The organism is Psychrobacter phenylpyruvicus DSM 7000 = NBRC 102152 (assembly GCF_000685805.1).
In the GTDB taxonomy this organism is placed as follows: Bacteria; Pseudomonadota; Gammaproteobacteria; order Pseudomonadales; family Moraxellaceae; genus Psychrobacter; species Psychrobacter phenylpyruvicus.
Map to the genome: position 1 here is coordinate 1 of NZ_JMKP01000025.1, position 19359 is coordinate 19359.

19 protein-coding genes are annotated in these 19359 nt (G+C 41.6%); 7 read left to right on the forward strand and 12 right to left on the reverse strand.

Annotation, left to right across the window (positions count from 1 at the left end):
- Positions 1 to 195 precede the first annotated feature (195 nt).
- Entirely contained in the window at positions 196 to 405 is a 210-nt protein-coding gene (locus G561_RS0109790; protein ID WP_011959622.1) for a cold-shock protein, read from the forward strand.
- Between the two features lie 271 nt (positions 406 to 676).
- Positions 677 to 1696 (forward strand): putative bifunctional lysylphosphatidylglycerol flippase/synthetase, encoded by a 1020-nt coding sequence (locus G561_RS0109795; RefSeq protein WP_028859397.1) that lies wholly within the window; start codon positions 677 to 679, stop codon positions 1694 to 1696.
- A gap of 131 nt (positions 1697 to 1827) precedes the next feature.
- On the opposite strand, the gene ccmE is transcribed toward G561_RS0109795, so the two are convergent.
- From ccmE to ccmA, 5 genes are all read right to left on the reverse strand, one after another.
- Positions 1828 to 2355: a cytochrome c maturation protein CcmE gene (ccmE, locus tag G561_RS0109800; RefSeq protein ID WP_028859398.1), complete on the reverse strand. Its 528-nt coding sequence runs from the start codon at positions 2353 to 2355 to the stop codon at positions 1828 to 1830.
- Positions 2356 to 2494: 139 nt separating this feature from the next.
- Positions 2495 to 2698: a heme exporter protein CcmD gene (gene ccmD / locus G561_RS0109805; RefSeq protein ID WP_028859399.1), complete on the reverse strand. Its 204-nt coding sequence runs from the start codon at positions 2696 to 2698 to the stop codon at positions 2495 to 2497.
- Positions 2699 to 2755: 57 nt separating this feature from the next.
- The gene (gene ccmC / locus G561_RS0109810; protein WP_028859400.1) at positions 2756 to 3544 is read right to left on the reverse strand and encodes a heme ABC transporter permease CcmC; all 789 of its coding nucleotides are present in this window, start codon (positions 3542 to 3544) and stop codon (positions 2756 to 2758) included.
- A 259-nt stretch (positions 3545 to 3803) separates the two neighbouring features.
- The gene (locus G561_RS0109815) at positions 3804 to 4520 is read right to left on the reverse strand and encodes a heme exporter protein CcmB (RefSeq protein WP_227674070.1); all 717 of its coding nucleotides are present in this window, start codon (positions 4518 to 4520) and stop codon (positions 3804 to 3806) included.
- Positions 4520 to 5302, reverse strand: a complete 783-nt coding sequence (ccmA, locus tag G561_RS14410) for a heme ABC exporter ATP-binding protein CcmA (protein ID WP_081794438.1) — start codon at positions 5300 to 5302, stop codon at positions 4520 to 4522. The genes G561_RS0109815 and ccmA overlap by 1 nt, the downstream gene beginning before the upstream one ends.
- 173 nt (positions 5303 to 5475) lie before the next feature.
- On the opposite strand from ccmA, the gene G561_RS0109825 reads away from it, so the two are divergent.
- Together G561_RS0109825 and G561_RS0109830 are read left to right on the forward strand one after the other, a co-directional pair.
- On the forward strand, positions 5476 to 6510 hold the full coding sequence (locus G561_RS0109825) for a type III secretion system chaperone family protein (RefSeq protein WP_028859402.1): 1035 nt from the start codon (positions 5476 to 5478) through the stop codon (positions 6508 to 6510).
- Positions 6511 to 6564: 54 nt separating this feature from the next.
- The gene (locus tag G561_RS0109830; protein ID WP_028859403.1) at positions 6565 to 7470 is read left to right on the forward strand and encodes a histone deacetylase family protein; all 906 of its coding nucleotides are present in this window, start codon (positions 6565 to 6567) and stop codon (positions 7468 to 7470) included.
- 57 nt (positions 7471 to 7527) lie between these two features.
- Here the strand turns inward: G561_RS0109830 and G561_RS0109835 are convergent, their stop codons facing one another.
- Positions 7528 to 9303 carry a sensor histidine kinase gene (locus G561_RS0109835; RefSeq protein ID WP_028859404.1) on the reverse strand — a complete coding sequence of 592 codons (1776 nt, stop codon included), beginning with the start codon at positions 9301 to 9303 and terminating at the stop codon, positions 7528 to 7530.
- 101 nt (positions 9304 to 9404) lie between these two features.
- Positions 9405 to 10127: a response regulator transcription factor gene (locus G561_RS0109840; protein ID WP_028859405.1), complete on the reverse strand. Its 723-nt coding sequence runs from the start codon at positions 10125 to 10127 to the stop codon at positions 9405 to 9407.
- A 725-nt stretch (positions 10128 to 10852) separates the two neighbouring features.
- Here G561_RS0109840 and G561_RS0109845 point away from each other — a divergent pair.
- Positions 10853 to 11407, forward strand: a complete 555-nt coding sequence (locus G561_RS0109845; protein ID WP_306303914.1) for a cytochrome b — start codon at positions 10853 to 10855, stop codon at positions 11405 to 11407.
- Between the two features lie 110 nt (positions 11408 to 11517).
- Here the strand turns inward: G561_RS0109845 and minE are convergent, their stop codons facing one another.
- From minE to G561_RS0109870, 5 genes are all read right to left on the reverse strand, one after another.
- On the reverse strand, positions 11518 to 11802 hold the full coding sequence (gene minE, locus G561_RS0109850) for a cell division topological specificity factor MinE (protein WP_028859407.1): 285 nt from the start codon (positions 11800 to 11802) through the stop codon (positions 11518 to 11520).
- Positions 11803 to 11804: 2 nt separating this feature from the next.
- Entirely contained in the window at positions 11805 to 12617 is an 813-nt protein-coding gene (gene minD, locus G561_RS0109855; RefSeq protein ID WP_028859408.1) for a septum site-determining protein MinD, read from the reverse strand.
- A gap of 312 nt (positions 12618 to 12929) precedes the next feature.
- Positions 12930 to 13754, reverse strand: a complete 825-nt coding sequence (gene minC / locus G561_RS0109860; RefSeq protein ID WP_028859409.1) for a septum site-determining protein MinC — start codon at positions 13752 to 13754, stop codon at positions 12930 to 12932.
- Between the two features lie 116 nt (positions 13755 to 13870).
- Positions 13871 to 14962, reverse strand: a complete 1092-nt coding sequence (locus G561_RS0109865; RefSeq protein WP_028859410.1) for a hypothetical protein — start codon at positions 14960 to 14962, stop codon at positions 13871 to 13873.
- 118 nt (positions 14963 to 15080) lie between these two features.
- Positions 15081 to 16043, reverse strand: coding sequence for an acyltransferase (locus G561_RS0109870; protein WP_028859411.1), 963 nt, complete (start codon positions 16041 to 16043; stop codon positions 15081 to 15083).
- 755 nt (positions 16044 to 16798) lie between these two features.
- Between G561_RS0109870 and G561_RS0109875 the strand changes: the two genes are divergently transcribed.
- Both G561_RS0109875 and G561_RS0109880 read left to right on the forward strand, forming a co-directional pair.
- Positions 16799 to 17452, forward strand: a complete 654-nt coding sequence (locus tag G561_RS0109875) for a YiaD family glycine zipper/OmpA-like lipoprotein (protein ID WP_028859412.1) — start codon at positions 16799 to 16801, stop codon at positions 17450 to 17452.
- 293 nt (positions 17453 to 17745) lie between these two features.
- Entirely contained in the window at positions 17746 to 19200 is a 1455-nt protein-coding gene (locus G561_RS0109880; protein ID WP_028859413.1) for an imelysin family protein, read from the forward strand.
- Positions 19201 to 19359: the final 159 nt, after the last annotated feature.

Below are 19359 nucleotides of genomic sequence, written 5' to 3' on the forward strand. Positions count from 1 at the left end.
TATTTTAAGTTTTTTTAAAATAAAGCTTGCTTAAAGGTAATAAGGTCCCTATACTACATTCCTGCTTAAGAGAAACCCGCAGCAAATCATTACCTCGTAGTATTAGCATTAATCCTCCGTTTTAAGATTTACCGTAGTTGCTCAAGCGTTACCCGACCAAATAGGTCATTATGTTTTAAAATTAGGAAGATGAATATGTCAGATACTATCAAAGGTACAGTAAAGTGGTTTAACGAAGCTAAAGGTTTTGGCTTTATTGCTCCAGAAACTGGTCCAGACGTTTTTGCTCATTACAGCGAAATCGCAAGCTCAGGTTTCAAGACCTTAGCTGAAGGCCAAGAAGTTGAGTTCACAGTAACTCAAGGTGCTAAAGGCCCACAAGCCCACGGTATCACAGCTATCTAAATAGCGATGATGATTTAAAGTGATGATAATTTAAAAACATTACTTTAAATGAATCAAAAAAACGAGCCATTGGCTCGTTTTTTTTCGTCTGTACTTTCTCAAAGGTATTTACAGCTATTAAACTAGAAGTTATTCGCATTTCAATCGAGTAATGTAGGGGTTGTTTGTATTATAAATACACAAACTAATAGTCCAGGCTGTTATTATAGACACTATGGTTATATTATATAAAATTCGATGAATTCCCCAGTGTTTTAATCTAAGTGGCAGTATGTCTATAAACCTATTAAAAAAATTCCTCAATCCCAAAGTAGTTTTGGTACGTGGCACACTGTTTTTGTTGGCGCTATTTATATTTCTTCTCGCTATAAAAACGCTTTATACCATCACCCACACCATCAAGTTATCCGATGTTTTGGCAGCCATAGATCAGATTCCTAATGTAGATATCTTTTTAGCCTTACTCGTAGTAGCCTTTGGATATTTGGTTCTGACCCTATACGACAAGATTGCATTGAAGCACATGCATATTGATTTGCCCTTTAAAAAGGTAGCTTTTACTTCTTTCACCGCTTACGCCATTGGGCATACTATTGGGTTGGCTATTTTATCTGCCTCTGGAGTGCGCTTTAGAATGTATGGGGTAAATAAGGTAAAGGCGGAGAACATTGCCAATGTGGTTTGGTTGGTATCTATGGCTTTTACTTTTGGTATTACCACCTTGGTAGCCCTGTCGTTGACTTTACACCCTGAAGCGACAGTAACTATGATGGGACAGCTGGATATGCAGTTGTCTGAGCTGTCGATAGATATCCCAAATCTATTGCACAGTGCCTCAGTGATACGTGGCCTTGGTATTAGTCTACTGGCTATAGTAGTAGGTTTACTGGTTTGGTCGGGTAGGCAAGGTCGGCATATTCAAATACGCGGTTGGCGCTTTGATTTGCCTCCTGCAGCGATGATTATTAAACAAATTATCATCTCAATTATTGACTTGGCAAGTGTGGCATTTGTGCTATATCTATTGTTACCCCATGATGCTGGAATAGGTTATTTTACTGTCTTCTCAGCTTTTGTTCAGTCAATGATACTGGCAATTTTGAGTCATGTTCCAGGCGGATTAGGCGTCTTTGAGTTGACGATGATGGCATCATTGCCCACAGTAGATAAGACTTATTTGTTGGCAGTATTATTGGTGTTTAGACTGTTATATTATTTATTGCCATTCTTCTTAGCCCTGGTGTTTTTCTTTGGCCATGAGATTTGGCTGCGTTGGTTAAGAAAACCGTAATGCCCGTTTAATCTAATAGCTAGTGACTTATATCTAGTAAAAAACAAAAACAGGCAGCTTAATTTAAGCTGCCTGTTTTATTATGTCTGTTTTTATAGCGTTATTATTGCTTAGTCCCAAGCGGTCATCACTTACTCAGCTAAAGTGTTGGTACTATGATTGCCTTGGTCAGATGCATTTTTTACTGGGATGGCGGGACTAAACTGCTCTGAGGTTGGAGTAACTCCCTTTGCAGCATGCTCTTCTTTTAACGAGGCCGCCACTTCAGGTGGCATGTAGTTTTCATCATGCTTAGCAAGAACTTCACTGGCCACAAATACATCACCTTGCATTTTTCCGGTAGCAACAACCCCAGAGTTCTCAGCGAATAAGTCAGGCAAGATGCCTTGATAGCTGACGGGTACAGAGGCGTTGAAGTCAGTAATGGCAAACTGAACTTTTAAGTCATCGTTAGGATCACGACGCACACTGTCTTTTACCACCATGCCTCCAGCACGGATGCGTTTATTTTGCGGCGCTTCACCAGCGGCAATAGCGGATGGATCAAAGTAATAGTCGGTTTGTTGGCCAATGGCATAGATAACCAACAAAACTGCGATGATGGCACCTGCCAAAGTGGCAGCGACCCAAATTAGTTTTTTACGACGCACAGCATTCATAAAGTTGCCTTTGATTTTTAAATCCCAAAAAGTAATGAGATCATTATAAAAAGTTTAAAACGCTTGTCACTTAAATCCAGTAAATTAATTTAAGCCAGCAAATAACAGCGTAGCAGCTCACTAAGTTTGGTTGAGCAGCTTAGTTGCGTTTGCTTCTTTGTTTACGCTGCTGCTGACGGGCATGTTGGATTTTTAGCTCTTTAATTAGACGACGGCGTTGATTGAGGCTATAAAGGATAAAGCCGATGATAGCAAGCACAGTAATACCCCATGTACTCCACACATAAGGCCCATGTTCGCCCATGGCTATAAATTCTTGGAAGCTATAAAAATAGGGTTGCACAATGGCTCTCCTTTATTGGCTAATGACGAGGCTTGGCTTGATACTATGAGCTTGGTACTATTTAGAAGTACGCACATACTCTTTGACCCAAGCTTTGTTTTGGTCACGGCGTAGGATTAGGGTGTTAGTACGATATATGGCTAAGGCACCGACCATAAAATAAGTCCCCAAGATCATCAGTAATAAAGGCGCTAACATATCGATAGACATCTTAGGGGCCTCGGTGATGGTCAGAGTTGTACCTTGGTGTAAAGTGTTCCACCAGTTTACCGAATATTTAATAATAGGCAGGTTTACAGCACCGACAATAGATAAGATGGCTGCAGCCTTTCCTCGGTTTGGGGTGTGTTCAAAAGCGGCAAATAAAGCCATTACTCCCGCGTATAAGAATGCCAAGATAAGCATCGAGGTTAAACGAGCGTCCCATACCCAGAAGGTCCCCCAGGTGGGTTTGGCCCAAATAGATCCGGTGAATAAGCTGATAACACAAAGCAAGAAACCAATGGGTGCAATGGCTTGGGCTACCAAGTTTGCAGTCTTGATACGCCACACTAAGAAGATTACCCCCAATACTGCCAAGGCGAAATAAATCGACAAGGCGATACTAGCGGCTGGCACATGGATAAAGATAATGCGATAGCTGTTACCTTGCAGATAATCCGGAGGGGCAAAACCGAGGCCCCAGATACTGCCTATCGCAATCATAGTAATCGCTATACCAGCAAGCCACTTAACCCAAGGAGAGAAAATTCTAAAGAACTCTCGAGTCCCGACAGTGGCCAAAAATCCTTGCCACAGACGAGAAAAGAAGCCAGGGGTTTGAGGTGATGAATTAGCATTTGGCATAATAAAACGACCTTGTAAGCCACGGTGTGAGCAAAAAAGTGCTTATATAAATGTCAAAGCACGCGGAACAATAAGGCTGCGTAAAGCAATAGAGCAACCCATTAAATAACTACCAAAGGCTCAGGATTTGTAACTGAGCCTAATAAATCTTATGGCGTTTAATCTTAACAGCCGCTTAGTGAATAACAGAAAGTGGAAGCAAAAATATTTTATAACCAATAGTAGGTAATAGCCGAGACTATTATAACAAATATTGGCCTTAGTTAAGCCAAGCCATTTTCAAAGTCATGGCGATGGCCCAAGGCATAACCAGTACAGAAACAATACTGCCAGCTGCTAAAAGAGCCAATATAGGCAATCCATTAAGACCAGTAGCATATAAGTCTACTGCACCAGTGGCAAATATAAGCACAGGTAATTGCATCGGTAGAGCAATTAACGGCACCAATACCGCCCCATTTTTTAGAGATAGAGTTAAGCTACTAGCTATTGCGGAGAGCATTAATAACATAGGGCTGCCTACTAGTATTGATGCCAATAGCGCACCGGCCTCTCCCCAAGATAGACCAAATAAGGGCACCGCTAATAAGCTAAGCAAAGCCACCAAACCACTGCTAAATATCCAATGAATGGTAAGGCGAATCAGTACCCAAAGGGGTAAGGAGGTCCTTGAGACCACCAGCTGGGCTAAAGTACCATTGTCCATTGCCGGTTTAAACAGCCCATCTACGCCCATCACCAATGATAATAAAGCCGCTATCCACACCGCCGGCACGCCCAAGCGATGTAATAGCTGTGGTTCACTGCCCACAGCCAGTGGGAATAGAGTAATAATCACCAAAAATAAAACCAGCGGATACAACCATTGAACCGCACCCTGCTGCTTTACTTGCCATTCTCGCTGCCAAAGCTCTTTACCAGCTATGCCAATAGGAGCAGTTATATTGGCTGACGGCTTAGGAGTGGATGCTGTCATTACAGTACTCCCTTATTCTCAGATTGCGAGTCATCATAGTCCGTTAAAGCCCCTTTATCCAAATCATCTAAGTCATCTAAATTATCTAAGCCCTCTATATAATCCAGCTCTTCTGACGAATAGTGCGGCAAATAATCAGATAAGTTTAATGATTTAGTGGCTACCTCCACGCTTTGATGACTGGTCATCAGTACTGCTCCGCCATTGTTCGCAAAGTCTTGTAGTCGTTTTTGCAGCCGCGCTACCATACTGACATCAAGTGCAGTAAAAGGCTCGTCTAACAGCCACAGTGGGGTTTGTTGGGTGGTCATCAAGTATAATCTGGCCAAAGTGACTCGGCGAGTTTGTCCGGCAGAGAGTTGGTTACTGCCCATGTTCTCAAAGCCTGATAAATCTACCCAGTCCAAAGCTGTCTCAATTTGTGCTGCGGAAGGCCGGATGCCATAGAGATTTAGTAAAAAGGTTAGGTTTTGTTTTACCGTTAAATTGGGATGAATGCCCAGTTGGTGTGAGACATATAGCGGTGCAACTGGTAAAGTAGGCTGACCTTGATACAAAACCTGCCCTTCTAGTAAAGGCAAGAGTCCTGCTAATTGCATTAGCAGCGTAGTTTTACCGGTACCATTGGCACCCACAAGATGACAAATCTCACCACTCGATAAGGTGAGTCCCACCCTTTCACACAAGGGAAAATCCCCCCGCTGAATGGTAATGTCTTGTAAGGACAATATCGCAGGAGTAGTAGGGGAGGATTGAGAGTTAGGGTAGCTGTTGGAGTGCATAATGACCTAATTTATAAAGGGTAATATAAGGCAGCTTTTATTAATTTGTTTCTTGAACCTGCATTTGCCTTAAAGCTATTGCAATAAGCACAGTTCACCGTCATATATAATTAATGTTTTAATATAACATAGTATATCAAACCTCAGCCCACAACTAACGTATTGTCCCTATTATGAGCTCACAAAAAAAACCGTCTTTTTGGCAACGACTAAAGTACTTATTAACTGCTGAAGAATATACCATTAACAGTCCAGTTGATAACGATCAGCCTCAGCCGCTACAACAAAAGCGTGAGATTGATAATTTCAATAAAAGCCAAAGACAACAGCCTGGAAGTGGTGAAAACTTGAAACCATCGACTGACAGTGCTCAGTCAACCACTCACGGTACAGAAAAAAAGAAATCAGAGAGTGCCTCTGAGGCAGCTTCAGTAAAGCTCATTAGTTGGGCTAACTTAGATGAAGCAGACAATATGCAGCTACGCACCACCTCGGTACAAAACTCTGAAAATCCAATAACCGATAGTATTTTAGACTTTTTAGAAGCCAGTGACCTTAGTTATTATTATCACGAGCCTACAGCTGAAAGTGATTTTAACGATCCTGAGCAAGACCCCGCTGATGTGCCCTCTGGTAACCAAACTCAGAAGTACCAAGGCAGTATCAGTAAAAGAAATGTACATCATATTTCGATGGCGATGCGTTACTATCAGGAAGGGGCGGCAAACGATACTACTGATACCGATGCGGACTCATCAGTTGATACCCAATCAGCGATAGAAAAAGGTGAGGTAGAATGGGGCTGTGTTATTCGAGTTCATGAGCATACTCAATTGGTGGCCTTCTATGGGGTATTGCCCTTTCAGCTGCCTGAATCTCATTTACAGGCAGGAATGACACTGGCTACTCAGCTTAACTATGACATGATGCTGGGCTGTGTCGAGATTGATATTCGAGATGGTGAGATAAGATTTAAGAACTCTTTAGATCTCGAGCCTATCATTAATGCCAACGGTGGATCTGTGCCACCTACGGTAATTAGCTACCTACTAAAAGGGGTAATGGCGATGACGGCCTCATTCGCTCCTTTATTCAGTGATCTTCTTGCCAGTGACCCGCAAGATTTTGAACTAGATAGTTTGTTGGATCAGTTAAATCAGGCTCAGATGGATAGGACTTTCTTTTTGGCGACTAGGATGGTTCAGTGACAATAAAGGTTAATAGTCCACTCAAATAATTATTCGGAATAAGTTAAAGGTATTATGCTAAAAGTCGCATTCTCTCCCATTTTTCTTTACCAAGTCCCAGAAAAGCATCGTTTTCCCATGCAGAAGTATCGGCTAATACCGGAGCGATTGATAGAAGAAGGCACTTTGAATGAAGCTAATTTCTTCGCTCCAAAGAAGTTGAGCGAAGAAGAAATTCTAACCACGCATACCGCCGAGTATTGGGAGAAGCTAAAGACTCAGACCCTATCGCGTAAAGAAGGTCGAGCCATAGGCTTTGAGATGACTCCTGAACTGGTCGAGCGGGGGCGATATATCGCTCATGCCACCTATGAGTGCGCCTTGTATGCCAAGCAATACGGAGTGTCGTTGAATGTAGCAGGAGGTACCCATCATTCCTTCGCCAATCATGGGGAAGGGTTTTGTGTGTTCAATGATGTGTGTATAGCGAGCAATTTGCTATTAAATAGAGGCGAGGCACAGCGAATACTCATTGTTGATTTGGATGTGCATCAAGGCAATGGTAATGCCAGTATTATGGCGGATGAGCCGAGGGTCTTTGTGTTTAGTATGCATGGTGAGAAAAACTATCCATTTCGAAAGCAAGTATCTGATTTAGACATAGAGCTGCCCAATGATACTGATGATGAGAGCTATCTGTCAGAGCTGAGAGCGGCTTTACCGAAGATAATAGCTGAGCATAAACCAGACCTGATATTTTATCAGTCGGCAGTGGACGTTTTGGCTACAGATAAGCTGGGTAAGCTGTCTTTGACACCAGAGGGCTGTAAACAACGCGACGACTTTGTATTACGTCAAGCCAGAGATAATAACATCCCCATTGCAGTCGTGATGGGTGGAGGCTACTCTGAGGATGTTGAAGAGGTGGTAGAAGCCCACTGCAATACCTTTAGACTGGCCAAGCAGCTGTTTTTTGCTTAGTTGTTTTTTAATTTAACAGCAGCTTAGTTTGTTTATTAGGTCATTTATTTAGGTTATTTATGAAAAGCTAGGCTTCTCTACCGGCACCTTGTCATTGACGGGCAGTAATACAATAAAGCGGGTCCGACCATTATAGGTATCGGTACGGATACGACCATTGTGAGCCTCAACAATTTGCGATACTAAAGACAATCCTAGTCCAGACCCTTTTCTTTGCTGCTGTAAGCGGACAAAAGGACTGAAAATCTCATCGCGCTTGTCCAAAGGAATGCCCTTGCCTTGGTCAATAACGGCCAGCACTGCAAAATTAGGCTCAATAACTGGCTCGGATTTTGGTCGACGTAGGCGCTTAGTAAAGCCGATATCATTAGGCTTTGAGGAGTCGGCTTTTGCTTTGTTGTTTTTGTCCTTTTGCTTAGTAGCGTCTGGTGTTTGACTCAAGTCTGACTGCTCCGCAGCTTTTGGAGCTATAGCTTCTATACCAATAGAATCAGTGGTTTCATTCTCCGTGTCAGGGGCCTGCTCCATCTCAGCAAAAGTCTCAGTCACAGTTTCTTGCTCATTTGCCGAGCCATCCTCTAAAGTTAAAAGCTGCTCCTCGTCGGCATGCTCTTCTGACTTAGCCATTGCAATTTGATCTAATAACTGCTTAGGCGGATATAACGCTTCTTCTTGTTCAACCACGCCATATAGATGTACTTCAATTGGCGGCTCACCATGAATTAAGGCATTGTTTAATAGGTTTCGAATTAAGTGAATCAATAACTTAGGCTGACCCTCAATGATTAAGGGTTTGCCGTACAAAGTGGCTTCAGGGTAGTGCTGACACTCTTGGCTAATTAGCTCGTAAAAATCAAAACGCTCATTAGTCTGTGCAGCATGACCTGCATCGAGGCGACTGACCAATAAGATACTCTCCACCAAGTCATTTAAGCCGGTTAAGTCACGATTGACTGCTTGAGCTCTTTTGTGGAATTTAGCTCGAGTTTCCTCCGACATTTCATTGGCTAGCATCTCCATCATCTCAATTTGCAGCCGAATTCGGGTAATGGGGGTGCGAAGTTCATGTGAGGCATGGGCCAGTAATAAACTGTTGGCATCGATAAGCTGCTCAATCTTCTGCGCTGCTTGGTTGAAGCCTCGAGCTAGGCTGGCAATTTCATCGGTACCTTTGGCAGGTACACGAACACTAAAGTTACCTTCACCCAGTTGAGCCATTTGCTTGCTCATCTGGTTTATGCGCCAGGTCATCGAATGGGCAATCCATCCTAGAACGATTGACATAAGGGTAAGAAGCGCAAGGGTACCAGTGAAGATATTTAATACTGCCCATACCTCTGAGCGCTTGGGAGGGTTGCGTGGTTCATACAATAAAGTATAGCCACGATCACTCATCGCTTGGACGTTGACCTGATCTGAAGAAAAAAACGCCGGCAATAGACGCGAGATTAGTGATGGGTCATCTGGAAGTTGCTTGGGTAAATCACTGTCATCGGTTTGAATCAGTAAGTTGCCATTACGATCATAAAGCCCCATCTTCGCTTGTAGAGACTCATCAAAGACATCAAAGCTTTTTTTGATAACAGCCAACATAAATCTAGCTTGTAGAAGCTCGTTCATGGTGGTGGCATTATCTAGCTCATCCACAAAGGGATCAATTTGGCTAACAATTTGTTTAGCAAGCACTTCCCAGCGAGCGTCGGCTGAGTTGTTGTGCACTAGGTTCATTAGAGTAACCATGCCAGCAGCAAACAGCACCAGAGTCAGCACCACACTGAAAAAAAGCTTACTAAAGACGGAGGAAGAAAAGTTAAATCGAGGACGACGAGTCATAGAAGTGTCTAATATAAATTGAGCCTACTAATAATAAGATAGCGATTCAACTTGATAATTAAATTGAATCGCTAAGTGTTTAATGCAGTAAGCCCGTATCGTTATACTTGGTCGGTAGCAAACTGATATCCCACACCACGAACGGTAATAATGCGTTTTGGTTGGCGAGGGTTGTCTTCGATTAAAGCTCTTAGACGAGAAATATGTACATCTATGGCACGATCAATATTGTCTGAGCTGTCATCGTTAGGCATAGCTTGCCACAATTGCTCACGATTTAATACTTTGCCAGCGTGCGTAGCGAAGTAATGCAACAATTGGAATTGATGCGTGGTTAAACGCACTGGCTTATCATCAATGGTCACTTCATGGCTGTCTGGGAAGACACTTAGACGACCAAAGGTCAAGCTGTCTGATTGACTGTCGGCTTGATTTGGCTGCTCATGGCGGCGCAAAACGGCGCGAATACGTGCCAGTAGCTCACGGGGCTCAAAGGGCTTGGATATATAGTCATCGGCACCCATCTCTAAGCCCAACACGCGGTCTGTAGTATCGCCTTTAGCGGTTAGCATCACAATAGGCACTTTATTAGTTTGACTGTTTTTGCTACCGCGAATCTTCTGACAGACTTGCATACCATCCATGTCAGGTAGCATTAAGTCTAAGATAATCAAGTCAATGGCGCGCTCTTTGGCATCCAGGATATCCAGACCTTCTTGGCCAGTGGAAGCATGATGAACTTCATAATAGTTCATCGTTAAATAATCACTAATCAGTTCAGCTAAATCTGGATCATCTTCAATTATTAGTATTTGTTTGCTCATAATAATCCTTAAAATATTCAATAATTTATTTAATAAATGGTTTTATCTGCTTAACTTAGCCATGAGTGGGGTAGTCATTAATAATTGTTACCAGTAATTTAATTGTTATTTTACTGGTCCGTTACTGTATTGAGTCCTACTAGTGAGCAATAGCTTTATTAAAGTAGAGAGGCCTACCATACTCAAGCTTACTTTAAGCAATATTATAACTATATTCACCAACCCCTGCCTATCTTAACGATACACAGTTTGTTACTTTTAATCTCTATTGTTACACAGCCCCTTGCTCTGACTATAAATCTACTGAGAAATGGGTCGACTACAACTAACAGTAGTCAGTCTTAATAAATTATGCTAAAAAAGCAACAGGCCCTAATTTATAATACAAATATGCAGGCTCTTGTTATAGCAATAAACAGTTTATCATTAAAACTTAATGGCTATAGCTATGTATATGTTGATAATAGTTAGGTGTTTTGCTAGTTATGTTTGCATACTGTGCACAAATGCATAGGGCTGAATCGATTGATAGCCGCGCTCCGCCTGAGGTAGCCAAGCACTCGTGAACAGTTAATACTTAATACAGGCTGTCTATGTATCACCCTTATTCCCACAGCTGATGCCTTAATAAAAAGGCAGTATTTACACAAAGTAATGACTCGTTGCTATGATAATGGGCTATTATTTATTTCTAATAATTTAAAGTGGATAGGTAAGTTATGTCTATGGCACCAAATAACCATCGCTCTAATACTGTGACAGCCGTGAAACCTAATAAATGGTCTTCTGCGGTAAAGATTTTCCATTGGGGCAGCGTACTGCTACTTATTGTGGTCTGGGGGATGATAACTCTACATAAGGGCTCATCAGCAGGGGATACCTATTTAGATTTACACCGGGCCTTTGGGGTCAGCCTATTGTTCTGGATGATTGCTAGGGTAATCAGTCGTGTTATTAGCCCAACGCCTGCTAGCGTACCTATGCCAAAGTGGCAAACTGCAGTGTCGCATCTGACCCATTTACTACTGTATGTATTGTTATTTGCTATGCCGTTATCTGGTATTTTAATGACATGGTATGGGGGAAGAGCTATTGATATGTTTGGTGTGTTTCAGTTGCCTAGCATCTTGGCTACTGACCGAGGTCAGGCAAGGTTTTTTAATAACCTGCATACCGATGTGATCTGGCCAATGCTGTTGGTATTTACTGCATTACATATTTTAGGAGCGTTACAGCATCAATTTATCAAAAAAGACAATATTATGTCGCGGATTAAATAGCCTTTTATATAGACATCTATGTTTATTAATACGTGCTACTTATTGATACTTAGTATAAGCATAAAAAAATCGCCCATTGGCGATTTTTTTATTATAAGTGGTGCGAAGGCTTACTTAGCATCAGGTAGGTTGATGTTCATCTCTAACACGTCAAGGTTGTCTTCATGACGGTGGTTGATATTCACATCATTAATCTGTACGCCGTTGACGTACTTATTCACCACTTCAAGAATTTCACGCTTCATTTTCTCGATACGGTCAGCGGTAAGACGAGAGTTTAAACGGTTTTCACTGGCGACAATAACCTTAAGTCGCTCAGTAGCTGTGTTGGCACTACCAGAGGTTTTAGTCTCTGTGCCAAACAAGCTGCTCCAAAATCCTTTTTTTCTAGACATATTTAACCCCCAAACCAGCGTTGTAAGAAACTTTTCTTCTTAACGTCAATATGACGTAACGGTCTTTCTTCGCCTAAGAAGCGTGCAACGATATCATCGTAGCACTGACCAGCTACTGAATCTTGATAGTGAATAACAGGTTCACCATGGTTAGAAGCTTCAAGGACGCTATTACTTTCTGGAACTACCCCAAGTAAAGGAACTTTCAAAATGTCGTTAGAAATGGTATCGATATCCATCATTTCTTTTGCAGCAGCGCGTTCAGGGTTATAACGGTTAATAACCAAGTGTTCGCGGACGGTGCCAGTACCTTCTTCTACTTTTTTAGTACGGCTTTGTAGCACGCCAATAATGCGGTCAGAGTCACGTACTGAAGAGATTTCAGGGTTGGTAACGATGATGGCTTCATCTGCATGATACATTGCAAGCTGCGCACCACGCTCAATACCCGCTGGCGAGTCACAAATAATGTAGTCAAATTGCTTTGATAGCTCTTCCATAACCTCAGCAACCCCTTCATCAGTTAGGGCATCTTTATCTCTGGTTTGACTGGCAGGAAGAATGTATAGATTCTCTAACTGTTTGTCTTTAACCAAAGCTTGCTGTAAGCGGGCGTTTCCTGAGATTACGTCAACGAAATCATAAACGATACGGTTTTCACAGCCCATAAGCAAGTCAAGGTTACGCAAACCCACATCAAAGTCGATGACCACTGTTTTGTAACCACGTAATGCTAAGCCTGCGGCAAAAGAAGCACTGGTCGTCGTCTTGCCGACACCGCCTTTACCTGAGGTAATTACAACGATTTTTGCCACTACGGCATACTCCTATAAATTTGAAAGTGGGCGATAATTTGCCCATAACTAAAATAAAATTGGCTATATTGTATGGTGAAATCTTCAGCTTCTTATATTGCAGAAGCCTGTACAGCACAACTCAGCCAAAAAAGTCAAATTTTGTGTCATTAGATTATCACAGATAACATTGAAGTAACAGCATTCGCTTGATTATAAAGGGGTAAGCAGGGTTATGTGTGTGAATTTAATGCAAGTTTTTATTTCTATTTCCTTACTGAATACGCCTGCTTACTTTAATCTAACTGTATGTGTCGGTTATTTATGAAGCGCTTAGTTGTCTTTTATGATTTCAAATACTAAGCCTTCACCTTCCACAAATCTAACCTGAACTGGCTTATCAATCACCTCTGTAGGAATACTGTCATGCAAACAGTAGGTGCCTGCAACAGAGACTAGTGAAGGGTTAAAGCGTTGACAGAAAATTCTAGCGTCTTTATCGCCTGTGGCACCAGCTACTAAGCGACCTTGTGCTCGTCCATAGATATGCAGGCTATTATCGGTAATGGCTTCAGCACCATTATTGACACTATCGGTTAATACCAAATCTCCTCCGACGTGGTTAATGCTTTGTCCTGAACGCAGCATTTGATCATAAAATAACGTGGTCATGGTCTCAGCATCAGCTAAGTTTGGCTCGTCAGGGGATACTGCTGTTTCATTAACAGGGCTTTGTGCCTGGGCGGGGCTAACCGTTTTACTGCCTTCTTCATTATCCGTAGTTACAGTGGCATTAACCGTAGCCTGAGGGGTGGTAGCGGCAGACGTTTGTTTTTTGGCAGGTCTGAGCAGCTCAATACGTTTCCCATCTCCAGGGAAGATAGCCAAGCGTAAAGATTTGGCTGCTTCGTCAAGGATACCGGTGACCACCCCGATAGGCTGTAGTCCCCATGACCAAAAAAGGTCCACCAAGGCGTCCAAGTCTTGCTCCACATCACTATCAATAATGATTGGAATTTGGCTATTTCTATTGCTTAAGTTAGCGGCTAAATAGGCATCAATTTCGCTAAGATCGGCTGTTTCAAGCTTGATGCGAGTGAAGGTCAGCATCTTGCCGTACATTTTCAATGACGGAGTAACCTCTGTAGGGGCTGTCATAACAAATCCTTAAAGAAAAAATAGCAAAGTTTTTAATAAGTTGTGAGTCTAATACAGGAGTGATTAGTAAGTTTTTTTATGGTGGTGTTGTTAGTATTGATTATTATAATAATACGCTATAGATGCAAGTACTCTTGGTGTTTCCACTGTTGAACTTTGACTTGGTTTTCAAAGGCGCTCAGAGCATCCTCTATTATACTGTTCACGAAGGCATCTAGCTCTGGATTTTGTAAGTCGATATTGGCCACTGCCTTTGCGACCTCATCCATGATGGCATCTGTAATGTGACTTTGAGTTAGGTGTGAAAATAAGGTTTGGGTGATATTCTCACCGATATTTTGGCTAATGCTATGTAATTGGCTTTCAATTAGGCCTCCTGCTATGGGAATCATGCGAAGATAGCGTCTTAATTCAGGCGTGTGGTTTAGGGCTTCTTGAACGGCGACTCCGACCTGTATTGATAACTCATGCGTAGCTTGGCTTTGTGCCATCTGCCTAAGCTGGGGTCCAAGCTCTTGTTTTAGTATAGACGATAACATAGCTTGAATTTGCGGGCGATTTTTATTAAAAGTTTCATCAATAAAACGCTGATTGGCCTGCTCATCGGCGAACTGTTGACGCAAGTTATCTGTGGCGGTCAAAATAACGCGGTCCGACAACTCTTCAAATATCAGGTCGTAATAAAACTTGCCACGCTCGATCCATTTTTGAGGCAGAACTTGATAGCCCAGCTGATACAGCTTACGCCCAATAAAAAATGCCCGTAATAATCTTAAGGCGCGAAACTGTGGAAAACAGCCCAGCACTTCATACCAATGGGCGAAAGGGAAGAAGAACCATCGGCTGTAGCGCTGGCCTAATATTGATAAGCACCAACGCAGTACCAGTTCTGCAATCAAGAATATAGTAAAGAAGCCGCCCATTACCCGTAGAGGGTGATGAATGTTTTCTGCATAAAATTGTACGTGCTGTGACAGGTTCAGCCATTCAGCCACTTGGCCTATGAACTTACTCATTAATAGTAAATCAAGGCTGATGAGGCTTAGGTCAATCACGATGACTAGCAGCATTATCATGTCATACCACAACGCCAATTTTGCCGCAGTTTTGCTTCTCAAAGGGTTGTCTGGTTGGCCTTGATTATTGTTAGGGTTACTATCAGAGCTGCCTGTGAGTGCGTTGCTATTGGTATTGTCCGGGTCTGTCATCTGCTGCTATGCCTGTAGATTAAAAGGGCCGTAAGCCTTTAGTAGATAATGAGTAAGGGTTGAACACAGTTTATCAAACCAAGATTGCAAAGCTATAAATCATTATAAATAATTGAGTCTATAAAGATTTAGGCGAGTTTTCGAAATCGGCTTTGATGCGTGAGATTTGCTCATCCTTATTTTTCCAAATTTCATCCAACCAAGCATACATAGTTTGCTTCATTGCCTCATCATTATTGTAGTCACCCTCTTCAATAGCGGTAAATAGCTCTTGCGGGATATCAATACGCTGCACATGTACCCCTAAGCGTTTGACATTGCCTTTCCATAAGTCAGTATAAGATGGACTGCCATCTGGATAGACGATGGTCATGTCCAAGATGCCGTCGATTTGAGGCCCTAAAGCTTGAATGGCCAATGAGATACCACCAGCTTTTGGCTTTAATAGGTTTTTATAAGGGGAGTTTTGAGCGTCACGCTTTTTGGGCGTAAAGCGCGTGCCTTCTAAGTAGTTGAGCAAAGCAAAAGGTTTGTCCTTAAGCAGTTCGCAAGCTCGCTTAGCCTCCAATATGTCTCTATCTTTTAGTCTAGGGTTTTTGGCAATTTCTGCTTTAGAATGGCGCTTCATCATAGGGAAGTCTAAGAAGTAGAAAGCTTGACCAATAAAGGGAATATAAATCAGATTGTATTTAGTGAAAAAGCGGGTCAGTGGCAGGCGATCTTGGCTGATATATTGCACGATACTAGTATCGACCCAAGACAAGTGATTGCTGATTAACAGATATTGTTTATCTTCTTCGAGATCATCAGGCAGTTCGATACGCCAGTCTCGTTCAGGCAGAATATTATCTATAAGTAAGTTATTGGTTTTAATCCAATGTTTGGTAATTCTGATGACGTTTTCATCAGCAACGCTAGACCCGGTCGCTACTTTGGTAGCGCCAAGCAACCATAAAGGGATACCATAAGTTAGGGTGTTGGTGCCAATTACCCCAGCTGCAGTAGCAAAAGATGCAGCTTTACCGACAATAGGCGCTTTGTTATGCAGGTTTTGATATATATTTTTTATTTTGTTTTTCATAAAAAAGACCGTGTAGATTGTTCAAAAGCATAATGGACGATAGCTCACTCACCCAGATTACCTGTATAGGCTTAAGTTAATAAATAAGCTAAGCATAGTGGTACTCATGGCTTTAAAGCAAATGGATATATGAAATAGCATTAAATTTCTAGCAAATACAGTTTACGATTGTAAACCACGCTTGACCCTGATAACAATGGTCTTTGCTAACATAAAGTGGATTCATTACCGAACAGGGGTAAGAAAGTCCCAATAACCCTGTATATTTCTAAGGCAAATACCGAACCAAAAATAAAACTCAATGCTAATAAGCGAGTAATAAATATTTATTAATGAATTTATTTATTGGTTCTTTTATTTATGACTGATTGAAAGTGGCCTCAATACAACATAGAAAATATCTTTATAATGCCGTTATACGGTAGTAGCGTTATGTTATATAGTGTATAGATGTCATACATCAAAACCACAAAATATTACATAGTATAAGGTAGAAAACGGCATAATATCTTATGAAACATTTGCTAACTTTATTAAGTAAATCTTTCTACTTATAATGAAAGTTATACAATTATCCAACCAATTTTATTGCTTCTCTGAAGGCTTACCCTAAATATAGATACTATCATGAGTCAGAGTTCTCAGATCTTAAGGTCTCTAAGTTAGGTTAGGATATAATTGGTAACAACGGACTTTCTATCAGTAGATAGATTTAGCAAATAGCCAATTAACAAATTAAATTTTAAGGATTGAATATGAATAATAAATTAATGATTGCTGCACTAGCTTCATCTCTAGCTTTAGCAGGTTGTGCTACTGATCCTGTAACCGGTCAACAGACTGTTCATAAAGGCGCTCTAGGTGCTTTAGGTGGTGCTGCGGCAGGTGCTGGTATCTCTAAAGTTACTGGTGGTAGCAAAACAGGCCGTGATGCTGCAATTGGTGCAGTTCTAGGTGGTGCTATCGGTACTTACATGGAAAACCAACAAAGACAGCTTGAAAGAGAAATGGCAGGTACTGGGGTAGAAGTCAAGCATGATGGTCAAGGTAACATTGACTTAATTATGCCTGGTAACATTACTTTTGCTCATGACAGCACTAGCATCAATCCATCTTTCTACAATACGCTAGACAAGCTGGCTTCTACTATGAATCAGTATGACCAAACTACAGTTACTGTAATGGGTCACACTGATAGCGTTGGTAACCCAACTTATAACCAAGGCTTGTCACAGCGCCGTGCTCAGTCAGTAGCTGGTTATCTAGTAAATCGTGGTGTTTCTAGCTACCGTATCCAAACTTTAGGTTATGGTCAGAGCCAACCTATTGCTGACAACAGCACTGAACAAGGCAGAATGCAAAACCGCCGCGTTGAAATTAAATTGAATGCGCCACAAAACTTAAGATAATTGCTGATTTAAGATAATTATTGATTAAGCACTAATTATATTGATAATTAGCTTCTAGCATTATGGCTATGGATTTAACATAGCCAACAAGATAAGCCGACCTAGTGTCGGCTTATTTTTTTGTCTGTTTTTTAATGACCGTTAGGAAAGCTAGTAGGGGAAGGGTATAAATATCTAATGTGGAAGAAATATTGTGTTAATTTTTTATTGATAATGGTTATCAATACTACTATAATTATTTTCAACAGCTAGTTATTAGCTTAATTCTAACCAGACAACTCTGAGAAAACCTTATGGCTTCAGCAAAGACTCGCCTCTCGATTAGACCCAAATTAAACACGGTTTTGATATCAGCATTTATAGCGACGCTAGCCTTATCAGGATGTTCAAAAGAAAAACAAGATACCGCTCAAAATAGCAATGAAGTGGCCACAGACGATCAGCAGCAAGCAAATGATGCAACAATAAAAGCATCGGAAGATTCTATTAACCAATTACTTACCAACTATGCAGATATAGCACAGGCAACCTACGAGGACTCTTTAGCAGAAGCCAAAAAGTTGCAACAAGCTGTAGATGTATTTTTGGCAGAGCCAACGCAGGCCAATTTAGAAGCGGCTAGAGCTGCTTATAAAGTGGCTCGTCAACCGTATTCACAAACAGAAATTTTTCGATTTGATGAAGGGTTTGTGACCGCCAATGATAAGCGGGCTTTAGGTAGTGTCGATGGCTGGGAAGGACAGGTAAACGCTTGGCCACTGGATGAGGCTTTAATTGACTATGTCTCTGAAGGCTATGCTGGAGAATATAACAGTAAAGACAATATTATTAATTCAGACAGTATTACCGTTGGCAGTCTTCAACAAGATACCAAGAATATTACCCCTGAGCTGTTAGCTGAAATGAATGAAATTGGCGGTAGTGAAGCTAACGTCACTACTGGTTACCATGCTATTGAGTTTTTATTATGGGGCCAAGATACCAATGGTACTGCAGCAGGAGCTGGTAATCGCCCTGCTACGGATTATATGACAGATAAAAACTGTACCAGTGGTGAAGGCAATGCGGTTGATGCCGCTGTTTGTGCTAAGCGCGGTCAGTATCTAAAAGCTGTAACTCAGCTATTGGTCAATGACTTGACGGATATGGTGGCTGAATGGCAACCAAATTCAGAAAACACTTTGCGCAGTGATCTAATGGCTCGTAGCTCAGACAATGCAGTACGCCAGTTATTCTATCAAATGGGCAGCCTGGCCTTAGGTGAGTTGGCATCAGAGCGGATGCAGGTGGCTTTCGTAACCGGCTCAACCGAAGATGAACACGAATGCTTTAGTGACCTGACTCATTTGAGCTATACCAACAATGCTCGTGGTATTCAGAATTTATTTGAAGGTGAATATAAAACAGTTGCAGGTAATACAGTTGGTGGCTATGGGATTAAGCACTTCTTAAATGACGCCGGACATCAAGAAGCTGCTGATAAGTTACAAGCAGAATTTGATAAGGTTGAGAATAGTTTTAATACCATCGTTGAGCAAGGTGAGAAAAACGGCATTAAAGTGGATCAAATGATTGCTACCGTAGGCCAAGCGACTAAGCATGGTATTTCGGCAGAAGAGCAGAATAAGCGCCGAGGCTGGGTAGAGTCTGCTATTAATGACTTAAAATCTTTGACAGATGCCATTGAATACTCAGCAAAAAGCTTGGGTATTGAAAACCTAGATGCCGATAGTGGTTCACAGTTTTAAGCCTCTGACTGTCATGAAAATTGATAGTAAAAATATTGATTAGTAATAGACACGGTGTCGACACAAAGTTGGCAGCGTGTTTTTGTTTTAGCAGCTTATATTTATTTTTTATTTGTAAGCTGCTTAGCTATTAGTCCAGTCTTTCGTAGTTTTAAAGAT

Coding starts and splice junctions, on each gene's coding strand:
- G561_RS0109790 (WP_011959622.1), top strand. CDS start 196: ATGTCAGATACTATCAAAGGTACAGTAAAGTGGTTTAACGAAGCTAAA.
- G561_RS0109795 (WP_028859397.1), top strand. CDS start 677: ATGTCTATAAACCTATTAAAAAAATTCCTCAATCCCAAAGTAGTTTTG.
- ccmE (WP_028859398.1), bottom strand. CDS start 2,355: ATGAATGCTGTGCGTCGTAAAAAACTAATTTGGGTCGCTGCCACTTTG.
- ccmC (WP_028859400.1), bottom strand. CDS start 3,544: ATGCCAAATGCTAATTCATCACCTCAAACCCCTGGCTTCTTTTCTCGT.
- G561_RS0109815 (WP_227674070.1), bottom strand. CDS start 4,520: ATGACAGCATCCACTCCTAAGCCGTCAGCCAATATAACTGCTCCTATT.
- ccmA (WP_081794438.1), bottom strand. CDS start 5,302: ATGCACTCCAACAGCTACCCTAACTCTCAATCCTCCCCTACTACTCCT.
- G561_RS0109825 (WP_028859402.1), top strand. CDS start 5,476: ATGAGCTCACAAAAAAAACCGTCTTTTTGGCAACGACTAAAGTACTTA.
- G561_RS0109830 (WP_028859403.1), top strand. CDS start 6,565: ATGCTAAAAGTCGCATTCTCTCCCATTTTTCTTTACCAAGTCCCAGAA.
- G561_RS0109835 (WP_028859404.1), bottom strand. CDS start 9,303: ATGACTCGTCGTCCTCGATTTAACTTTTCTTCCTCCGTCTTTAGTAAG.
- G561_RS0109840 (WP_028859405.1), bottom strand. CDS start 10,127: ATGAGCAAACAAATACTAATAATTGAAGATGATCCAGATTTAGCTGAA.
- G561_RS0109845 (WP_306303914.1), top strand. CDS start 10,853: ATGGCACCAAATAACCATCGCTCTAATACTGTGACAGCCGTGAAACCT.
- minE (WP_028859407.1), bottom strand. CDS start 11,802: ATGTCTAGAAAAAAAGGATTTTGGAGCAGCTTGTTTGGCACAGAGACT.
- minC (WP_028859409.1), bottom strand. CDS start 13,754: ATGACAGCCCCTACAGAGGTTACTCCGTCATTGAAAATGTACGGCAAG.
- G561_RS0109865 (WP_028859410.1), bottom strand. CDS start 14,962: ATGACAGACCCGGACAATACCAATAGCAACGCACTCACAGGCAGCTCT.
- G561_RS0109870 (WP_028859411.1), bottom strand. CDS start 16,043: ATGAAAAACAAAATAAAAAATATATATCAAAACCTGCATAACAAAGCG.
- G561_RS0109875 (WP_028859412.1), top strand. CDS start 16,799: ATGAATAATAAATTAATGATTGCTGCACTAGCTTCATCTCTAGCTTTA.
- G561_RS0109880 (WP_028859413.1), top strand. CDS start 17,746: ATGGCTTCAGCAAAGACTCGCCTCTCGATTAGACCCAAATTAAACACG.